We start from the raw sequence: 14838 nt of genomic DNA, 5'->3' as shown, positions 1-14838 counted from the left end.
GAGCGATTGCTGCCGAGGAAAAAGAGGACATAGATATGGGCGAACATACCGTCGCATCGTTCGACGAAGAGCTCGGACAAATCAGCAGGCTCATCAGCGACATGGGTGAACTGGCGAGCTCGATGGTCGAAAGCTCCACCAAGGCGCTGCTGAAGTCAGACAATGGACTTGCCCAACGGGTCGTGTCGGACGATGCGATCATGGATGCGCGCCAGCGCGAGCTGGACACCAAGGCAATCACGCTGATTGCCAAGCGCCAGCCGATGGCGCAGGACCTGCGCGCCGTGGTCGGCGCCATCCGCATGGCCGGAGATCTGGAACGCATCGGTGACCTGGCCAAGAACATCGCCAAGCGAGTCGGCGCGGTCGGACAGGGCGCCACGCCGCGCGACCTTTCGCATTCGATCGACGCGATGGCCCATCTGGTGCTCGACCAGGTCGACGGTGTCGTCGAGAAATATGCGGCGAGGGACGCAGAGGGGCTCGCCCAACTGAGGGCTGACGACGAGCGGATCGATGTGAAATACACGTCCGTCTTCCGCGAGCTTCTCACCTACATGATGGAAGATCCACGCAACATCACGGCCTGCACGCACCTGTTGTTCTGCGCCAAGAATCTCGAGCGCATCGGTGACCATGTCACCAACATCGCCGAGAACGCCTTCTACGTGCTGACGGGCGAGCAGTTGCCGCCCAACCGGCCAAAGCTCGACGAGACGGCTGCTGCCGTTCCGGCGGCCTGACCACGGGACGGACGGCAAGATGATCGCGCCGCGTGTCATGGTGGTGGAAGACGAGGAGCCGTTGGGCGTCCTCCTCCGCTACAATCTGGAATCCGAGGGCTACCAGGTCGAGGTAGTAGCCAGGGGCGACGAAGCCGAAATCCGGCTTCAGGAAAATGTGCCGGATCTCCTGGTGCTCGACTGGATGGTGCCGGCAGTATCCGGCATCGAATTGTGCCGGCGGCTTCGGATGCGACCGGAGACCGAGCGCCTGCCGGTGATCATGCTGACGGCACGCGGCGAGGAAAGCGACCGTGTGCGCGGTCTGTCCACCGGCGCCGATGATTATCTGGTCAAGCCATTCTCGATGCCTGAGTTCATGGCACGCGTGAAGGCACTGTTGCGCCGCGCGAAACCCGAGGTGCTGTCTTCCGTGCTCAAGGTCGGCGACATCGTACTCGACCGCGAGTCGCACCGGGTCTACCGCAAGAAGAGCGAGATCCGGCTCGGGCCGACGGAGTTCCGGCTGCTGGAATTCATGATGCGGCATCCCGGGCGGGTCTTCTCGCGCAGCCAGCTGCTCGACAATGTCTGGGGCGAGACGATCTATATCGATGAGCGTACAGTCGATGTGCATGTCGGGCGCCTGCGCAAGGCGGTCAACAATGGCCGCATGCCGGACGTCATCCGCACGATACGCGGCTCGGGCTACGCCATCCGCGAGGATTGATCAGGGACAAGGCCGGTTCATCGCTATTGCGCCCTGATCGCCGGCTCAGACCTCCAGAAGCTGAGGGATGGGAGCCATCGGACCGCCAAGCGCGAAGATCTCCTGATCGATGAAGGTCAGCGCGCGCATGGCGCAGCCTTCGCGGATCAGCATCTGCTCCTTGGGTTCCGTATCAAAGACAATTGAATTCGAATGTTGTCCGCCGGCGGTCTGGGCAATTGCCCGCCGCAATGCCGGCTCGATCAGATCGAAGGCCGTTGCACCGATGCCGACAAAGGTTACCGGGGCAGGGTCGATGACGGCGAAAAGTGAACCGAGGCTGTAGCCGAGGGCTGTGCCTGCGCGTTCATAGGCCTCGCGTTCGGGGCCGACGCCTGCGCGTGCTTTTTCAGCCAGCCTCTGCATTTCGTCGTCGGGAATGTCAGCGGCCGGTTCGGTGTTTTCATCGAGCCCGTGGGCACTGCGCCAGATTGCATAGTTGCCGGCATAAGCCTCGACGCAGCCATGGCGGCCACAGCGGCATCGCGCGCCATTCGGCCGGTGGATCATGTGTCCGAATTCGCCGCCGGACGACTGGGTGCCGATGAACAATTCGCCATTGAGCACGATGCCCATGCCGATGCCGTGCGAAAGCAGAACGGCAATGAAGTCGTCACGATAGCGGTCCGTGCCGCGCCAACGCAGCGCGACCGCCATCATGTTGCAGTCGTTCTCGACGATGACGGGAATGCCAAAAGCGTTTTCCAGGATATCGGCAAAGGGGATATCGCCATGCGGGGTGATTGGCGTCCACAGCATGGTGCGCGCATGCGAATCTGCCGTGCCCTGAACTGCGAAAGCTATGCGCAGGACCCGATGTCTTGCCAGGCTCCGGTCGTGGAGCTGTCGCCGGACCATCTCGACGCATTCATCGACCAGCGCTTCCCGGGGCAGAGACAGTGTGTCCAGACGGCGTGTTTCTTCCGTCAGGACCTTGCCCGAATAGTCGATGGCTGCGGCCGTCAAAAGGTTGAGCGACAGAACGACCGTCAGCACAGCCGCTGCGCCGGGATCGAGCTGCAGGCCCACTTGCGGACGCCCCCGCTTCGATGCCGTCGGTTCACTGCGGCCCTCGCGCAGAATGCCCTCCGCGATGAGATCAGACGAAATCGCTGAAATGGTCGAATGGCTGAGGCCGGTGATGGCGGTGATTTCCGTGCGGGACGGCTCACCGGAGCGACGCACGGCAGCAATCACCATCGCGCGGTTCCTGCGGCGCAAATCGTCGTGACGGATCCCGACAGTCATGTCCTTGCCGTTCCTCCCCCGCCGGCCCCGTGGACACCGAGGCCGTTGCGCTTGGGCCGCCAATGGCGTTCCAGATGCGCTGTTCGTGCATAGGTCGATGCATGAGCGAATGCAAAACCCGTTTCGCTCCTGCCGTCGCGACAGCGCGCTCCTCCACAGATAGTGGCAGAACATGCCCTCGTCGTCACTATTATTTCGTGATCCGAAAAAAATATCGCGAAGGACTCGAATCCCGTTGACAGAAGGCTGTGCCTGCGCGATTATTTTTTCGAAGCTCGAAAAAAAGCTTCTCCAACGGCCAACGCACACAAGCGCGCCCTTGGGCGCGGGGAGGAAAAAATGAGGAAATTTACGGCCGCCATTCTGGCGGGTGCCGCCATGACGCTTGCGCTTTCCGCTGTCGCCGAAGCGAAGGACAAGGTAATCGGCGTGTCCTGGTCCAACTTCCAGGAAGAGCGCTGGAAGACCGACGAAGCCGCCATGAAAAAGGCGATCGAGGCGGCAGGCGACAAATATATTTCCGCTGACGCGCAGTCGAATCCCGGCAAACAGCTCACCGACGTCGAAAGCCTGATCTCGCAGGGCGCCAACGCCCTTGTCATCCTGGCGCAGGACACCTCCGCCATCGGCCCGGCTGTGCAGAAGGCCGTGGACGAAGGCATTCCGGTCATCGCTTATGACCGTCTGATCGAAAACAAGGACGTCTTCTATCTGACCTTCGACAACAAGGAAGTCGGGCGGTTGCAGGCGAAGGGCGTCTTCGACGTCAAGCCGGAAGGCAACTATGTCTTCATCAAGGGCTCCAGCACCGACCCGAATGCCGATTTCCTGTTCTCAGGTTCGATGGAAGTGCTGAAGGCAGCAATCGACGCAGGCAAGATCAAGAATGTCGGCGAGGCCTACACGGACGGCTGGCTGCCGGCCAATGCTCAGAAGAACATGGAGCAATTCCTGACCGCCAATGACAACAAGGTCGATGCCGTCGTGGCCGCCAATGACGGCACCGCCGGCGGAGCGATTGCCGCCTTGGCGGCACAGGGCCTGGCGGGTTCCGTTCCGGTCTCGGGCCAGGACGGCGACCATGCCGCGCTGAACCGCATCGCGCTGGGCACGCAGACCGTTTCGGTGTTCAAGGACGCCCGTGATCTCGGCAAGAATGCCGCGGAAATCGCGGCGCAACTCGCCGACGGCAAGAAGACGAGCGACATCGCCAACGTCACCGACTTCACCACCCCGGGCGGCAACAGCGTCAAGTCGGTGTTCCTGACCCCGGTCGCGATCACCAAGGACAATCTCAACGTCGTCATCGACGCCGGCTGGGTTTCCAAGGATGTCGTCTGCCAGGGCGTGAAGGCCGGTTCCGTCAAGGCTTGCAACTAAGCGCGCCCGCGGCAACAAACGAGACCACGGCCTGAGAGCCGTGGTCTTTTTGCAATGGCTCCCACCCCCGGAGCTCAAAAGTCCCTGTAAAGTGGCACGCCATGCCGCCAAAGGCGGTGTGTGGTCTGGGAGGAATATCATGACTGATACGGCCTCGAATGCGCCGGTCGATCGCGCCCGCGCTGCGGAACTGTCCACGGTCGGGCGCTTTCTCAAGGCGACCGAACTGGACACCCGCATGCTTGGGATGGTCGCTGCCCTGCTGATCATCTGGGTGGGATTGCATCTGCTTTCCGGCGGCCTCTTCCTGACGCCGCGCAATCTCTGGAACCTGTCGGTGCAGACCTCGTCCGTCGCCATCATGGCGACCGGCATGGTGCTGGTTATCGTCATGCGAAACATCGATCTGTCGGTCGGTTCGGTCGAGGGGGTGATCGGCATGGTCATGGGCGTGGCCCAGGCCGAATTCCTGATCCGGGTGATGGGCATGCAGCTCGGCAATCCGTGGCTTTGGATCATTGCGCTGGCAACTGGCATCGTGGTCGGCCTCGCAATCGGTGCACTGCAAGGCTTCATCATCGCCTATCTGGAGGTGCCGGCTTTCATCGTCACGCTCGGTGGCCTGTTGATCTGGCGCGGGGTCGCCTGGTGGATCACCAGCGGCCGCACGGTGGCGCCGATGGATGCAACTTTCCAGCTCATGGGTGGTGGTCCGGCCGGATCGATCGGATCGACCTGGAGCTGGGTGCTCGGCCTTGTGGCGTGCGCCGGAGTGGTCGCCATGCTGTTCAACGGCCGCGTGCAGCGCAAGCGCTTCAAGTTTCCCTTGCGTCCGGTCTGGGCGGAAGCTTTCCTCGGGGTCATTTCCTGCGCGGTCATCCTCGGGGCGGTGAAGATCGCCAATTCCTATCCGTGGCCGGTCGGCGTCGTGAACAAATATGCTGCCGCCAACAACATCACGGTCCCCGAGGGCGGTCTCTTCATCGCCCACGGCATCGCCATCCCCGTGCTGATGGCGGTCGCGGTCGGGCTTGTCATGACCTTCGTCACCAACCGCACGCGTTTCGGCCGCTACGTCTTCGCCATCGGCGGCAATCCGGAAGCAGCCAATCTCGCCGGCATCAACACGCGCTGGGTGACCATGAAGGTGTTCATGATCATGGGCGTGCTGGCTGCGATCGCCGCCGCCATCTCATCGGCTCGTCTCAATGCATCGACCAATTCGCTTGGCACGCTGGACGAACTGCTGGTGATTGCGGCTGCCGTCATCGGCGGCACCTCGCTTGCCGGCGGTTCCGGCACGATCATTGGCGCGATGCTGGGCGCCTTGCTGATGCAATCGCTGCAGTCGGGCATGGTTCTGCTCGGCCTCGATACGCCGCTCCAGAACATCGTCGTGGGACTGGTGCTGGTCGTCGCCGTCTGGCTCGACACCATGTACCGCAAGCGCGTCTAGAGCAATTGCGCAGCGGTTTTGCGTCCGCAGTTGCGTAAAACAAAGAGCCAGAGTGTTTCCGCGTTTCCGGAAATCGGAAACGCTCCAGAAAGGGCAGGACCATGGAACAGACCCAAACTCCGCTCGTCGAAATGAAGGACATCTCCATTGCATTCGGCGGCATTCGTGCCGTGGATGGTGCCAGTTGCGATCTCTATCCCGGTGAGGTCGTTGCGCTGCTCGGCCACAACGGCGCCGGCAAGTCGACCTTCATCAAGATTCTCTCGGGCGCCTACAAGCGCGATTCCGGTCAGATATTCATCAATGGCGAAGAGGCGGCGATCGCCAATCCGCGCGATGCCAAGAAGTATGGCATCGAGACGATCTACCAGACGCTTGCCCTGGCCGATAATGTCGACGCCGCCGCCAATCTTTTCCTCGGCCGGGAAGTGATGACCAGATACGGCACGCTCGACGACGCGGCCATGGAAGCGGAGGCGCGCAAGGTGATGGGGCGCCTCAATCCGCGTTTCCAGCGTTTCAAGGAGCCTGTCGTCAAACTGTCCGGCGGCCAGCGCCAGTCGGTGGCGATTGCCCGCGCCATCCTGTTCAACGCCCGGATCCTGATCATGGATGAGCCGACAGCCGCGCTTGGCCCGCAGGAAACGGCGCAGGTCGGTGAACTGGTCAAGCAGCTCAAGGCGGACGGTCTCGGTATCTTCCTGATCAGCCACGATATCCACGACGTGTTTGACCTGGCGGACCGCGTCTGTGTGATGAAGAACGGTCAGGTTGTCGGTACGGCCCGAACCCAGGACGTCACAAAGGATGAAGTGCTGGGCATGATCATTCTCGGCAAATGCCCGCCAGGCGCGATACCGGGGCCGGGTGCACTCAAGGAAGCTGCCTAGAACGTTTTCGGTGGATTGTTCCGGCATCATTTGTCAGCAATGCCGGAACAGGGGCTTGTCGCTACCAGGCTAACAAAGCATACCGCTTTCGGTTTGTTTTTCCGTAGTCTAAAAGGACCACGGGGGCTCTTTCGGGCTGGCGGCTGATTTTGAAGAAGTTTTTCCCGACGATTGCTTTTGTTGCCGTCGCCTTGGCCAGCCTTGTCTTGGCCGGCTTCGCCTATTTTGCGTCGCGCGATGCAGCCCGAATCAAGTTCGAGGCCGCCGCCGACGACGCTGTCAGTCGCATGGAAAGCAGGCTCGACCTGCATATGTCGCTGCTGCGGGCAACAGAAGCGTTCTTCAGCGCCCGGTCGGGTGATGTCTCGCGTGCCGAGTTCGAAAATTTCTACAAGACGCTCGATGTCGACGGGAATCTCGCTGGCCTGCTTGGCCTGGGCTACCTCAAACTGGTCAAGCCGGGTGAAGAAGCTGCCGCCGAGCAGGAGATAAAAGAAAACTACGGCTTCAGCCGGACGATTGCACCGGCGGCGGGTGTTCCCTGGCACGCGCCGGTGATGTTGCTCGAGCCGGCGGAAGAAGAAAGCAAGCGCTATCTCGGTTTCGACGTCGCTGCCGATCCTGCTTCGCGAACGGCCATGGAGCAGACCATGGCCGACAACAAGCTGCACACAAGCGGCCGGCGTATGCTCGATCCACTTTCCAGCTGGAAAGATCAGGCGCCGGCTATGGTCACGGGATTCGTGATCTTCGCCAGGCTTGGCTCACCGGAGGCGGCGCGGAGTGCAGACCCTGTGGCCGCCACGAAGGGGTTCCTGTACGCGATTTTCCGCGCGCGCGACCTGTTTGATGTCATCCTCGGCAAGACTCCACGGCTCCCCGTCAACATCGAGGCCTATGATCAGTCGATCGGACCGGACAATCTGCTGTTCCGGTCGGAAGAGCCACCGGTGCATGGTTTTGGCCTGAAAACCGTGCGCATGATCGAGGTTGCAGGCCGGCCATGGGCTATCGTCTTGCGGCCGACGGCCGAGTTCACCGAGCCGTCTTCCCCTTTCGTTCCCGTGGTGCTCGGTCTGTTCGGTCTGCTGCTCGCTGGTACGATCGCCATGATCGCGCGCTACCAGGAGCGAGCGTTCGATGCGGCCTCGCAACTTCACGAGGCCACGGAAAAGAGTCTCTTGGAGAAGGACCTGATGCTGCAGGAGATGCGGCACAGGATCAAGAATTCCATTGCCCGCGTCCTGGCGATTTCGCGCCAGACAGCGGCACACTCCGCCGATCTCAAGGATTTCTCCAATTCGTTTTCGGCAAGACTGCAGTCGATGGCCGCTTCGCAGGACATGCTGACGCGCTCGCGTCGCCAGCAGGCTGATCTGGGTGATCTCCTGCGCGTCGAACTCAGTCAGGTCTTCGGCAAGGACCTGCCAGAAGACCTGCTGTCGGGTCCGCAAGTCATGCTGGACGAGACCATGACGCAGGCTCTCGGGCTCACCTTTCACGAGCTCGCCACCAATGCCTTGAAATATGGCGAGGCCGGCAATTCGGTCGGCGCGCTGAAGGTTGCCTGGAGCATCGAAGGCAAGGGGCGCGAACGGACCCTGGCATTCAACTGGATCGAAACCGGCAAGACCAAGCTGGAGGCGCCCTCCAAGACCGGTTTTGGCACCCGCCTGATCGATATGAACATCACGCGCGAATTGCGTGGCACGATCGAGCGGGAGTTCCGCGATGACGGTTTGCGGGTGAAGATCCGGCTTCCCTACTCAAGCTAGAACGGTTGCAGGGCGGGACGATAGCCAAGCAAAAAAAAGAGGCCGGCAAGCCGGCCTCTTTCGTTTGATACCGCGCTGATCAGTTGCAGCGGCGGGTATAGATACGGCCGGTGTCCGGATCGCGATACTGGCAGTAGCCATTGCGCAGGTTGCGGACCAGCAGGCCCGAGCCAGCGCCGACGGCCGCGCCGATGGCAGCGCCCTTCCAGCCGCCGACAGCGCCGCCGATCAACGCGCCGGCTGCGGTGCCCACGGAAACGTCCTGTTCTGTGGTGGTGCAAGCGCTGAGGGCAAGTACACCCGCCAGAGCCAAAATAGTCTTACGCATCAATTCACTCCTCTCGCTTGAAGTCCCTCGCATTGCAGCGCGGCGTCCACTTCCAAGCGGTTCTTTAGCATGGGTGGATGGATTTTGTCTGCCCCCTCAATCGCTTGGCTCGCAAGGTGGTCTTTTTCGAGGCAGGTGAAGGCGTCGAGATGTGCTTCGGCGAAGGGTTATCCCATCAGCAGTATCAGGGCGACGATCAGCGTCATCGCGCCGGCAATGACAAGCAAGACGGGCACGGGCGTCAGGTTTCGGGATTTTGCTTCCGTGGTCGCTGGCTCTTCGAAATTTCCCAGCGAAAGGCGCGCTGCGCGTTCCAAGCCCTGCATGTCGCTGGTCACCGCGATATCTCCCCGCTCCGAACTCCCTGCGCCGACCTTGTCCGGACGCCGGCAAAGTATCGGAAATCATGGTGAATATCGGGTTAAGGCACGGCCTGGATCAGTCCGCGGCGAAGTTGCCGGCCGGCACCACCAGGTGGTACTCGACCCGGTCGTCCGAGATTTCGAATGTGGCCATGCCGTCAAGCGCGGCGGGAACCACCCGCTCAAGCGCCACCGAACCGAAACGCTTCTGCTCGGGGCCGCCGCAGGACGGGAAACGTTCATTCCAGCGCAGCCACAGCGCCGGTGGGTTTGCATCGAGATCCGCCAGTCCGGCCGTGACGTCGACAACGGCATCCGATTGCGACAGCGCGCCGTAGCTCATCGAATTGACGACGAGTTCATGCACGGCAAGGCCAATGTGCAGTGCCGCGTTTGGATTGAGGAATGGGTCTACGCCTTCGAAACGCAGGCTGCGCGAGGGATCAGCGCCGTAGCGCTCCATCTGGCCTTCGATCAATTCGCGGAGCCGGGCACCACGCCAGTTGGAAGAGGTGACCAGGTCCTGCGACGAGGAAAGCGACTGCAACCGGCCTCTGAAGCGGGTCAGGAAATCACCGATATCGCTCGAATAGCGGCCGGTCTGGCTGGCGATGCCCTGGATGATGGCCAGCAGGTTCTTGGAGCGATGACTGACCTCGCGCAACAACGTCTTCAGCGTCTGCTCGCGACGTTTCTGCTCGGTCACCTCGATCCAGGTCGACACGATGCCCTGCACTGTACCGTCTTCGTCGAGGTCGGCATCGAGCCAGATGTCGAACCAGCGCACGCCGTCCTCGTGCGGCATGCTGACCTCGATGCGTCCGGATTCGCCGGTCTCCAGCACATGGCGCTGGGCAGCTTCTATCCTCTCCAGCTGCGCTGGAGGCAAGCCGCCGCCCTTCTTCTTTGGCACCAGCGGGGCAAGGATGTTCCGCGTCCAGACCTTGGTCAGCGACCGATCATGGTAGGCGACATAGATACCGGTATGCCGCAATGCGATGTTGAACGCTCGCCTAATCTGGGCGTCGCAACCCGGAGGCAGGTCATCCTGGTCAAGTCCCTTGACCTGATCGATATGAGCCGCCGCGGCGGCTTCAGCAACGACCGTCTGGATGTTCTCGTTGGCCGGCAGGCTCATAGCACGCTCTGCTTTTCCGCAATATCGGTTGCGGAGCCATTCATGCTCTTTTGAAGATGCCGGCGAGCAGGGAGATCACCAGGAAAGCCAGGAAGATGAAGAACAGAATCTTGGCCAGACCCGCTGATGCTCCGGCGATGCCGCCGAATCCAAGCGCGCCGGCCACGATCGCCACGACCAGAAAAACCAGCGCCCAGTAAAGCATGAAACGACTCCTTCGTTAGATGCGGCAGAACGTGTTGCTGCCCTTGTTTGTTCCGCTCAGATGCGAAAAACACGATCGGAACCGCCTTCGTCAAGCCGCCGCCCTGGCGTGGCGGTCAAAGAAGAGCGCCTGGCTGATCAACGCCTTGACCATGTCGGGGTTGAACGGCTTGGTGACGAGGAAAGTCGGCTCCGGCCTCTCACCCGTCAGCAAGCGCTCGGGGAAGGCCGTGATGAAGATGACCGGTACGGAAGCCGATCTCAGGATGTCGTTGACAGCATCGATGCCGGAGCTGCCGTCGGCGAGCTGGATGTCGGCCAGCACCATCTTCGGCCGTGCCTTGGCAAAAAGTGCCACGGCTTCGGTCTGGGTGCGGGCGATGCCGACAACACGATGGCCGAGGCTCTCGACCATCTCCTCGATATCCATGGCAATCAGCGGCTCGTCTTCGATGATGAGGATATCGGTCGCGACCTGGCGGGAAATCTCATTGCTCGCCTCGACGAGAAGTTCAGTGAAGCGATCTTCTCCGATGCCAAGAACCTCGGCAGCTTCTGCCTCGCTGAAGCCTTCGACTGCAACCAGCAGGAAGGCCTGGCGCGGCAGCGGCGCAAGCGCATCAAGGTTGGCGGCCGCACGTTCCTCCCAACCTGTCGGCTCATCGCCCTTCGGAACGCGGATCGCGACGGATGTGAAGAGTTTGGCGAAAATCTTGTAGAGTGCGATGCGATCCGAGGAACTTTCGGGGAAGATCGACGTATCTGCTATGATCGCCTCGAGCATCGTCGCCACCATGGCATCGCCGCTGTGCTGGGAACCGGAAACGGCGCGGGCAAATCTGCGCAGATAAGGAAGATGCGGCGCGATAGTGGCGGACAAACCCATGACAAACGGCTCCCTCGGATGGCGTCTCTAGAATGTAACAGATAGAAGTATACACATATCCGGGACAACGAACGTTTCCGCCATGAAAAAGTTCCACCATGGCGGAACCATTGTCCAGGGGCACACGTTACGAGCCAACCAAGCGAATGGATGAACGACAGCTTGTTGGATCAAGCCGAAAACAGCTCGGGGGACTGGATAAAAGGCGAATGAAGGACACCACCAAGACTGGCGCCGCCGCGCGCCAGGCCGGTTCTGCCGACGCGCTCGGCACCAATTCTGAAATCGGCCGCAAACTCAAGCAATATTACGATGAACTCGTCTCGGACGAAGTTCCGGATCGCTTTGCCCAGTTGCTGGCGCAACTGGAGCAGGTCGAGCCAGGGCGCAAGAAGGACTGACGCATGTCCGCATCCGAGGGCTTTCGGACCGACCTGCTCGGCGCCATTCCAAGTCTGCGTGCCTTTGCCGTCTCGCTGACCCAGAATGCCGACCGCGCCGACGACCTTGTCCAGGAAACCCTGGTCAAGGCTTGGGACAAGCAGGACAGCTTTCAACTGGGCACCAACCTCAAGGCCTGGCTTTTCACCATCCTGCGCAACGAGTTCTATTCGCAGATGCGCAAGCGTGGGCGTGAGGTCCAGGACAGTGACGGCATCATGACGGCTCGGCTCGCCATCCATCCATCGCAGCACGGGCAACTGGATCTCAAGGATTTCCGGGCCGCGCTGGAACAGTTGCCGGAGGATCAGCGCGAAGCGATCATCCTGATCGGCGCATCCGGCTTTTCCTATGAGGAAGCAGCGGAAATCTGCGGCTGCGCCGTCGGCACCATCAAAAGCCGCGTCAGCAGGGCCCGTACCCGGTTGCAGGAAATCCTTCAGATTTCCGGCGATGAAGATTTCGGCCCCGATGCGATTTCTGCGCAGGTGACGGGATCATCCGTCCTTTGAAGGCCGCAGTCTTGCGGCTGGACTGGGCGGCTGGACTGGAGTGTCAAAACCATCTTTTATGGAACCGGCCGTTTGTGAACGGGTTGAGATGATGTCGGGCGTGTGGGCTCGGCAAGATGCAAGGAGTTCAGCATGGCCAAAACCACGGATAAGATCAGCGCAACCGCTAAGTCCACCGAGGATCTGGAGGCCGATATCCGCCAATTGCAGGCCGATATCGCAAGGCTGACCCAACAACTGGCCCAGACCGGCGAGCATGGGCTTGGCGCCGCGCGTCGTGCTGCCGCGCAGGGTGCAGAGCATCTGCGCGAACGCGGCGAGGCGGCGATGGAAAAACTGCGCGGCAACGCGCATGACATCGAGGACCAAATCGCCACCACGGTCCGTGAGAAACCGATGACGTCGCTCGCGGTGGCCGCGGGCGTCGGCTTCCTTTTCGCCCTTCTGTCGCGGCGTTGAGTTCCGGCGGCACGTGGGACCGCTGGCTTCCCTTCTGATAAGCCTTGTCACCGGCGAGGCAGGCACCGTCGCCCGGAATATCCGTGGCGCTGCGATCGCGTATGGGATCGCTCTTCTCGCAGCCTTGATTGGTGCGAGCTTCCTGCTGCTGGCAGCCTATCTCTGGGCCGCGGCGCGATTTGGCGCGATCAATACGGCGCTCGCTTTTGGGGCGGTGTTCCTCGTGTTTGCCGGGATCGTCGTCCTGGTCTACCGCTTGACCGCGAAAAAGCGCGCGCGTCGCCGCGCGGAGCGTCGTAAGAGTGATCTCACCGCACTTGCAATCGCCGCAGGCATTGCTGCGTTGCCTGAGTTGCTGCGCAGCAAGGAGGGGCTCGGAGCACTTCTCGGCCCGCTTGCGGCGTTTCTTGCCTATGCTGTCTATCGGGAAAACTCGACCAAACCGGATCAAGGGGAAGCGGGAGACGAAACGTCCAGTCCCGACGTTTCAACCAAACCCTGATCTACTCTTTGAGTGAACGATTGCTGCGCCATCGTTCACAATTAGAGCACAGTCCATTCTGTCTTCGCTGTCTTTGCCTGTGTCGGCCGTACGCTCATATTGGCGTCGAGAGCGGCCAAGGGGCCGAGCCGGACAGAAAGGGCAAAATCATGCTCACCCAGATCAAAGGCCTGCATCATGTCACCTCGATGGCTGCGGATGCGCGCCAGAACAATGATTTCTTCACGCACAAGCTTGGCCTGCGCAGGGTCAAGAAGACGGTCAATTTCGACGCACCGGACGTCTATCATCTCTATTACGCGGACGAGTTCGGCACGCCCGGCTCAGTGATGACCTATTTCCCGTTCCCGAATATCGGCAAGGGTCGCCAGGGGGTTGGTGAGGTTGGAACCACGGTGTTCTCCGTACCCGAAGATACGCTGCCTTATTGGCAACGGCATTTTGCGGATCAAGGCGTTGCGGGCGTCGCAGCCGACGAGATTTTCGGCCAGAAACGGTTGAAGTTCCAGGGACCGGACGGCGATGGCTTTGCGCTTGTCGAAGACAAGGCGGACGGCCGGGATCCCTGGCTCAAGGGTGGGGTGCCGGGAGACGCGGCGATCCGCGGATTTCATTCCGTATCGATGCGGCTCAAGGACGGCGGCGCCACCGAAGAACTGCTCAGGTTCATGGGCTATGAAGAAGTCGACCGTGCCGGCAATGTAGCCAGGATGGCACTGAAGAACGGCAATGGCGCCGATGTCATCGATATCGAAACGCTGCCGGCAGCATCTTTCGCCGGGCTGGGCGCTGGGTCAGTGCATCACGTTGCCTTTGCCGTCGAGGACCGCGCCGCGCAACTCGAAGTTCGCAAGGCGCTGATGGATACCGGCTATCAGGTGACACCGGTGATCGACCGTGACTATTTCTGGGCGATCTATTTCCGTACCCCCGGCGGTGTGCTGTTCGAAGTGGCGACCAACGAACCCGGTTTCGACAGGGATGAAGATACCGTGCATCTCGGCGAGGCGTTGAAGCTGCCTGCGCAGCACCAGCACCTGCGGCCTTATCTCGAGAAACATCTGCAGTCTCTGGAGAGCTGAAGGAATGATACCCGCCGCTGTCGCGGCGGGTATCGCCGAAATGTGGACAAGGAGGTCAGAATGTCGCGTAGTTCTTATATCCATGAAATCCTGCCGGGCGCTCCACGCAGCCCGATCCTGTTCGTTTTCCATGGAACAGGCGGAGATGAGCGCCAGTTTCTGGCCTTCGGGCGTGAACTGCTGCCAACCGCGACGATCGTATCGCCCCGTGGCGATGTGTCGGAGCTCGGCGCCGCGCGGTTTTTTCGCCGCACCGGCGAAGGTGTCTACGATATGGACGATCTGGTCCGGGCGACCGCCAAGATGGCCGATTTCGTCCAGTCGCATATCTCGGCAGTGCAGCCATCGACGGTGTTCGGGCTGGGTTATTCCAATGGTGCAAACATCCTGGCGTCGCTGGTCTTCGAGCAGCCGAAGCTGTTCGATGCCGCGGTGTTGATGCACCCGCTGATCCCGTTCGAGCCGCAGGTGAACGGTAGTCTCGCAGAGAGCCACATCCTCATCACCGCCGGCCGACGCGATCCCATCTGTCCACCAAACCTCACCAGCCGGCTCGACGCCTATTTGCGCGCGGCAGGTGCCGATGTCACAGTGGAATGGCACGACGGCGGCCACGAGGTGCGGCCGAATGAGATCGAAGCGGCGAGACGGCTCTTGGCCGCCGAACCAGTGAAAGGAGCATAG

General features: G+C 61.1%; 18 protein-coding genes. 12 read left to right on the top strand and 6 right to left on the bottom strand.

Features of this window, described 5'->3' with window-relative positions; genetic code table 11:
- Nucleotides 1–35 precede the first annotated feature (35 nt).
- Both phoU and phoB read left to right on the top strand, forming a co-directional pair.
- A complete protein-coding gene (phoU, locus tag ACFWYE_RS17980; protein WP_379066260.1) occupies nucleotides 36–743 on the top strand; it encodes a phosphate signaling complex protein PhoU in 708 nt (235 codons plus the stop codon).
- A 19-nt stretch (nucleotides 744–762) separates the two neighbouring features.
- Complete coding sequence (phoB, locus tag ACFWYE_RS17975) at nucleotides 763–1452, top strand: phosphate regulon transcriptional regulator PhoB (protein WP_054313665.1); 690 nt, start codon at nucleotides 763–765, stop codon at nucleotides 1450–1452.
- Nucleotides 1453–1497: 45 nt separating this feature from the next.
- Here phoB and ACFWYE_RS17970 read toward each other — a convergent pair whose 3' ends face one another.
- On the bottom strand, nucleotides 1498–2739 hold the full coding sequence (locus tag ACFWYE_RS17970; RefSeq protein WP_379113234.1) for an ROK family protein: 1242 nt from the start codon (nucleotides 2737–2739) through the stop codon (nucleotides 1498–1500).
- Nucleotides 2740–3078: 339 nt separating this feature from the next.
- Here ACFWYE_RS17970 and xylF point away from each other — a divergent pair, with 339 nt between their 5' ends.
- From xylF to ACFWYE_RS17950, 4 genes are all read left to right on the top strand, one after another.
- Entirely contained in the window at nucleotides 3079–4119 is a 1041-nt protein-coding gene (gene xylF / locus ACFWYE_RS17965; RefSeq protein WP_379066264.1) for a D-xylose ABC transporter substrate-binding protein, read from the top strand.
- A 139-nt stretch (nucleotides 4120–4258) separates the two neighbouring features.
- Complete coding sequence (locus ACFWYE_RS17960) at nucleotides 4259–5575, top strand: sugar ABC transporter permease (RefSeq protein WP_379113232.1); 1317 nt, start codon at nucleotides 4259–4261, stop codon at nucleotides 5573–5575.
- A 101-nt stretch (nucleotides 5576–5676) separates the two neighbouring features.
- The gene (locus ACFWYE_RS17955; RefSeq protein WP_379066268.1) at nucleotides 5677–6465 is read left to right on the top strand and encodes an ATP-binding cassette domain-containing protein; all 789 of its coding nucleotides are present in this window, start codon (nucleotides 5677–5679) and stop codon (nucleotides 6463–6465) included.
- 149 nt (nucleotides 6466–6614) lie between these two features.
- Nucleotides 6615–8240, top strand: coding sequence for a CHASE domain-containing protein (locus tag ACFWYE_RS17950; RefSeq protein ID WP_379113230.1), 1626 nt, complete (start codon nucleotides 6615–6617; stop codon nucleotides 8238–8240).
- A 79-nt stretch (nucleotides 8241–8319) separates the two neighbouring features.
- Here the strand turns inward: ACFWYE_RS17950 and ACFWYE_RS17945 are convergent, their stop codons facing one another.
- From ACFWYE_RS17945 to ACFWYE_RS17925, 5 genes are all read right to left on the bottom strand, one after another.
- Nucleotides 8320–8568, bottom strand: a complete 249-nt coding sequence (locus tag ACFWYE_RS17945) for a YMGG-like glycine zipper-containing protein (protein WP_129412936.1) — start codon at nucleotides 8566–8568, stop codon at nucleotides 8320–8322.
- Nucleotides 8569–8735: 167 nt separating this feature from the next.
- Nucleotides 8736–8906, bottom strand: coding sequence for a hypothetical protein (locus ACFWYE_RS17940; RefSeq protein ID WP_379113228.1), 171 nt, complete (start codon nucleotides 8904–8906; stop codon nucleotides 8736–8738).
- A gap of 100 nt (nucleotides 8907–9006) precedes the next feature.
- Complete coding sequence (locus ACFWYE_RS17935) at nucleotides 9007–10068, bottom strand: sensor histidine kinase (RefSeq protein WP_379113226.1); 1062 nt, start codon at nucleotides 10066–10068, stop codon at nucleotides 9007–9009.
- A 40-nt stretch (nucleotides 10069–10108) separates the two neighbouring features.
- The gene (locus ACFWYE_RS17930) at nucleotides 10109–10273 is read right to left on the bottom strand and encodes a DUF1328 domain-containing protein (RefSeq protein ID WP_024922700.1); all 165 of its coding nucleotides are present in this window, start codon (nucleotides 10271–10273) and stop codon (nucleotides 10109–10111) included.
- Between the two features lie 90 nt (nucleotides 10274–10363).
- The gene (locus ACFWYE_RS17925; protein WP_379113224.1) at nucleotides 10364–11158 is read right to left on the bottom strand and encodes a response regulator; all 795 of its coding nucleotides are present in this window, start codon (nucleotides 11156–11158) and stop codon (nucleotides 10364–10366) included.
- A gap of 209 nt (nucleotides 11159–11367) precedes the next feature.
- On the opposite strand from ACFWYE_RS17925, the gene ACFWYE_RS17920 reads away from it, so the two are divergent.
- The 6 genes from ACFWYE_RS17920 (at nucleotide 11368) to ACFWYE_RS17895 (ending at nucleotide 14838) form a co-directional block, all read left to right on the top strand.
- Nucleotides 11368–11559 carry a NepR family anti-sigma factor gene (locus tag ACFWYE_RS17920; protein WP_379066278.1) on the top strand — a complete coding sequence of 64 codons (192 nt, stop codon included), beginning with the start codon at nucleotides 11368–11370 and terminating at the stop codon, nucleotides 11557–11559.
- Nucleotides 11560–11562: 3 nt separating this feature from the next.
- Entirely contained in the window at nucleotides 11563–12111 is a 549-nt protein-coding gene (locus ACFWYE_RS17915; protein WP_129412939.1) for an RNA polymerase sigma factor, read from the top strand.
- Between the two features lie 132 nt (nucleotides 12112–12243).
- Nucleotides 12244–12570, top strand: coding sequence for a YqjD family protein (locus ACFWYE_RS17910; protein WP_379113222.1), 327 nt, complete (start codon nucleotides 12244–12246; stop codon nucleotides 12568–12570).
- A gap of 13 nt (nucleotides 12571–12583) precedes the next feature.
- Nucleotides 12584–13072: a hypothetical protein gene (locus tag ACFWYE_RS17905; RefSeq protein ID WP_379113220.1), complete on the top strand. Its 489-nt coding sequence runs from the start codon at nucleotides 12584–12586 to the stop codon at nucleotides 13070–13072.
- 149 nt (nucleotides 13073–13221) lie between these two features.
- Nucleotides 13222–14154: a VOC family protein gene (locus ACFWYE_RS17900; protein WP_379113218.1), complete on the top strand. Its 933-nt coding sequence runs from the start codon at nucleotides 13222–13224 to the stop codon at nucleotides 14152–14154.
- A 60-nt stretch (nucleotides 14155–14214) separates the two neighbouring features.
- The gene (locus tag ACFWYE_RS17895; RefSeq protein ID WP_379066287.1) at nucleotides 14215–14838 is read left to right on the top strand and encodes an alpha/beta hydrolase; all 624 of its coding nucleotides are present in this window, start codon (nucleotides 14215–14217) and stop codon (nucleotides 14836–14838) included.

This window comes from Mesorhizobium sp. NPDC059025, assembly GCF_042739655.1.
Taxonomy (GTDB): Bacteria; Pseudomonadota; Alphaproteobacteria; order Rhizobiales; family Rhizobiaceae; genus Mesorhizobium.
Note: the sequence above shows the minus strand (reverse complement) of the source record. Positions and strands in the feature narration are given on the sequence as shown.

Coding starts and splice junctions, on each gene's coding strand:
- ACFWYE_RS17900 (WP_379113218.1), top strand. CDS start 13,222: ATGCTCACCCAGATCAAAGGCCTGCATCATGTCACCTCGATGGCTGCG.
- ACFWYE_RS17930 (WP_024922700.1), bottom strand. CDS start 10,273: ATGCTTTACTGGGCGCTGGTTTTTCTGGTCGTGGCGATCGTGGCCGGC.
- ACFWYE_RS17955 (WP_379066268.1), top strand. CDS start 5,677: ATGGAACAGACCCAAACTCCGCTCGTCGAAATGAAGGACATCTCCATT.
- ACFWYE_RS17895 (WP_379066287.1), top strand. CDS start 14,215: ATGTCGCGTAGTTCTTATATCCATGAAATCCTGCCGGGCGCTCCACGC.
- ACFWYE_RS17910 (WP_379113222.1), top strand. CDS start 12,244: ATGGCCAAAACCACGGATAAGATCAGCGCAACCGCTAAGTCCACCGAG.
- ACFWYE_RS17920 (WP_379066278.1), top strand. CDS start 11,368: ATGAAGGACACCACCAAGACTGGCGCCGCCGCGCGCCAGGCCGGTTCT.
- ACFWYE_RS17960 (WP_379113232.1), top strand. CDS start 4,259: ATGACTGATACGGCCTCGAATGCGCCGGTCGATCGCGCCCGCGCTGCG.
- ACFWYE_RS17915 (WP_129412939.1), top strand. CDS start 11,563: ATGTCCGCATCCGAGGGCTTTCGGACCGACCTGCTCGGCGCCATTCCA.
- ACFWYE_RS17970 (WP_379113234.1), bottom strand. CDS start 2,739: ATGACTGTCGGGATCCGTCACGACGATTTGCGCCGCAGGAACCGCGCG.
- ACFWYE_RS17935 (WP_379113226.1), bottom strand. CDS start 10,068: ATGAGCCTGCCGGCCAACGAGAACATCCAGACGGTCGTTGCTGAAGCC.
- ACFWYE_RS17925 (WP_379113224.1), bottom strand. CDS start 11,158: ATGGGTTTGTCCGCCACTATCGCGCCGCATCTTCCTTATCTGCGCAGA.
- phoB (WP_054313665.1), top strand. CDS start 763: ATGATCGCGCCGCGTGTCATGGTGGTGGAAGACGAGGAGCCGTTGGGC.
- phoU (WP_379066260.1), top strand. CDS start 36: ATGGGCGAACATACCGTCGCATCGTTCGACGAAGAGCTCGGACAAATC.
- xylF (WP_379066264.1), top strand. CDS start 3,079: ATGAGGAAATTTACGGCCGCCATTCTGGCGGGTGCCGCCATGACGCTT.
- ACFWYE_RS17945 (WP_129412936.1), bottom strand. CDS start 8,568: ATGCGTAAGACTATTTTGGCTCTGGCGGGTGTACTTGCCCTCAGCGCT.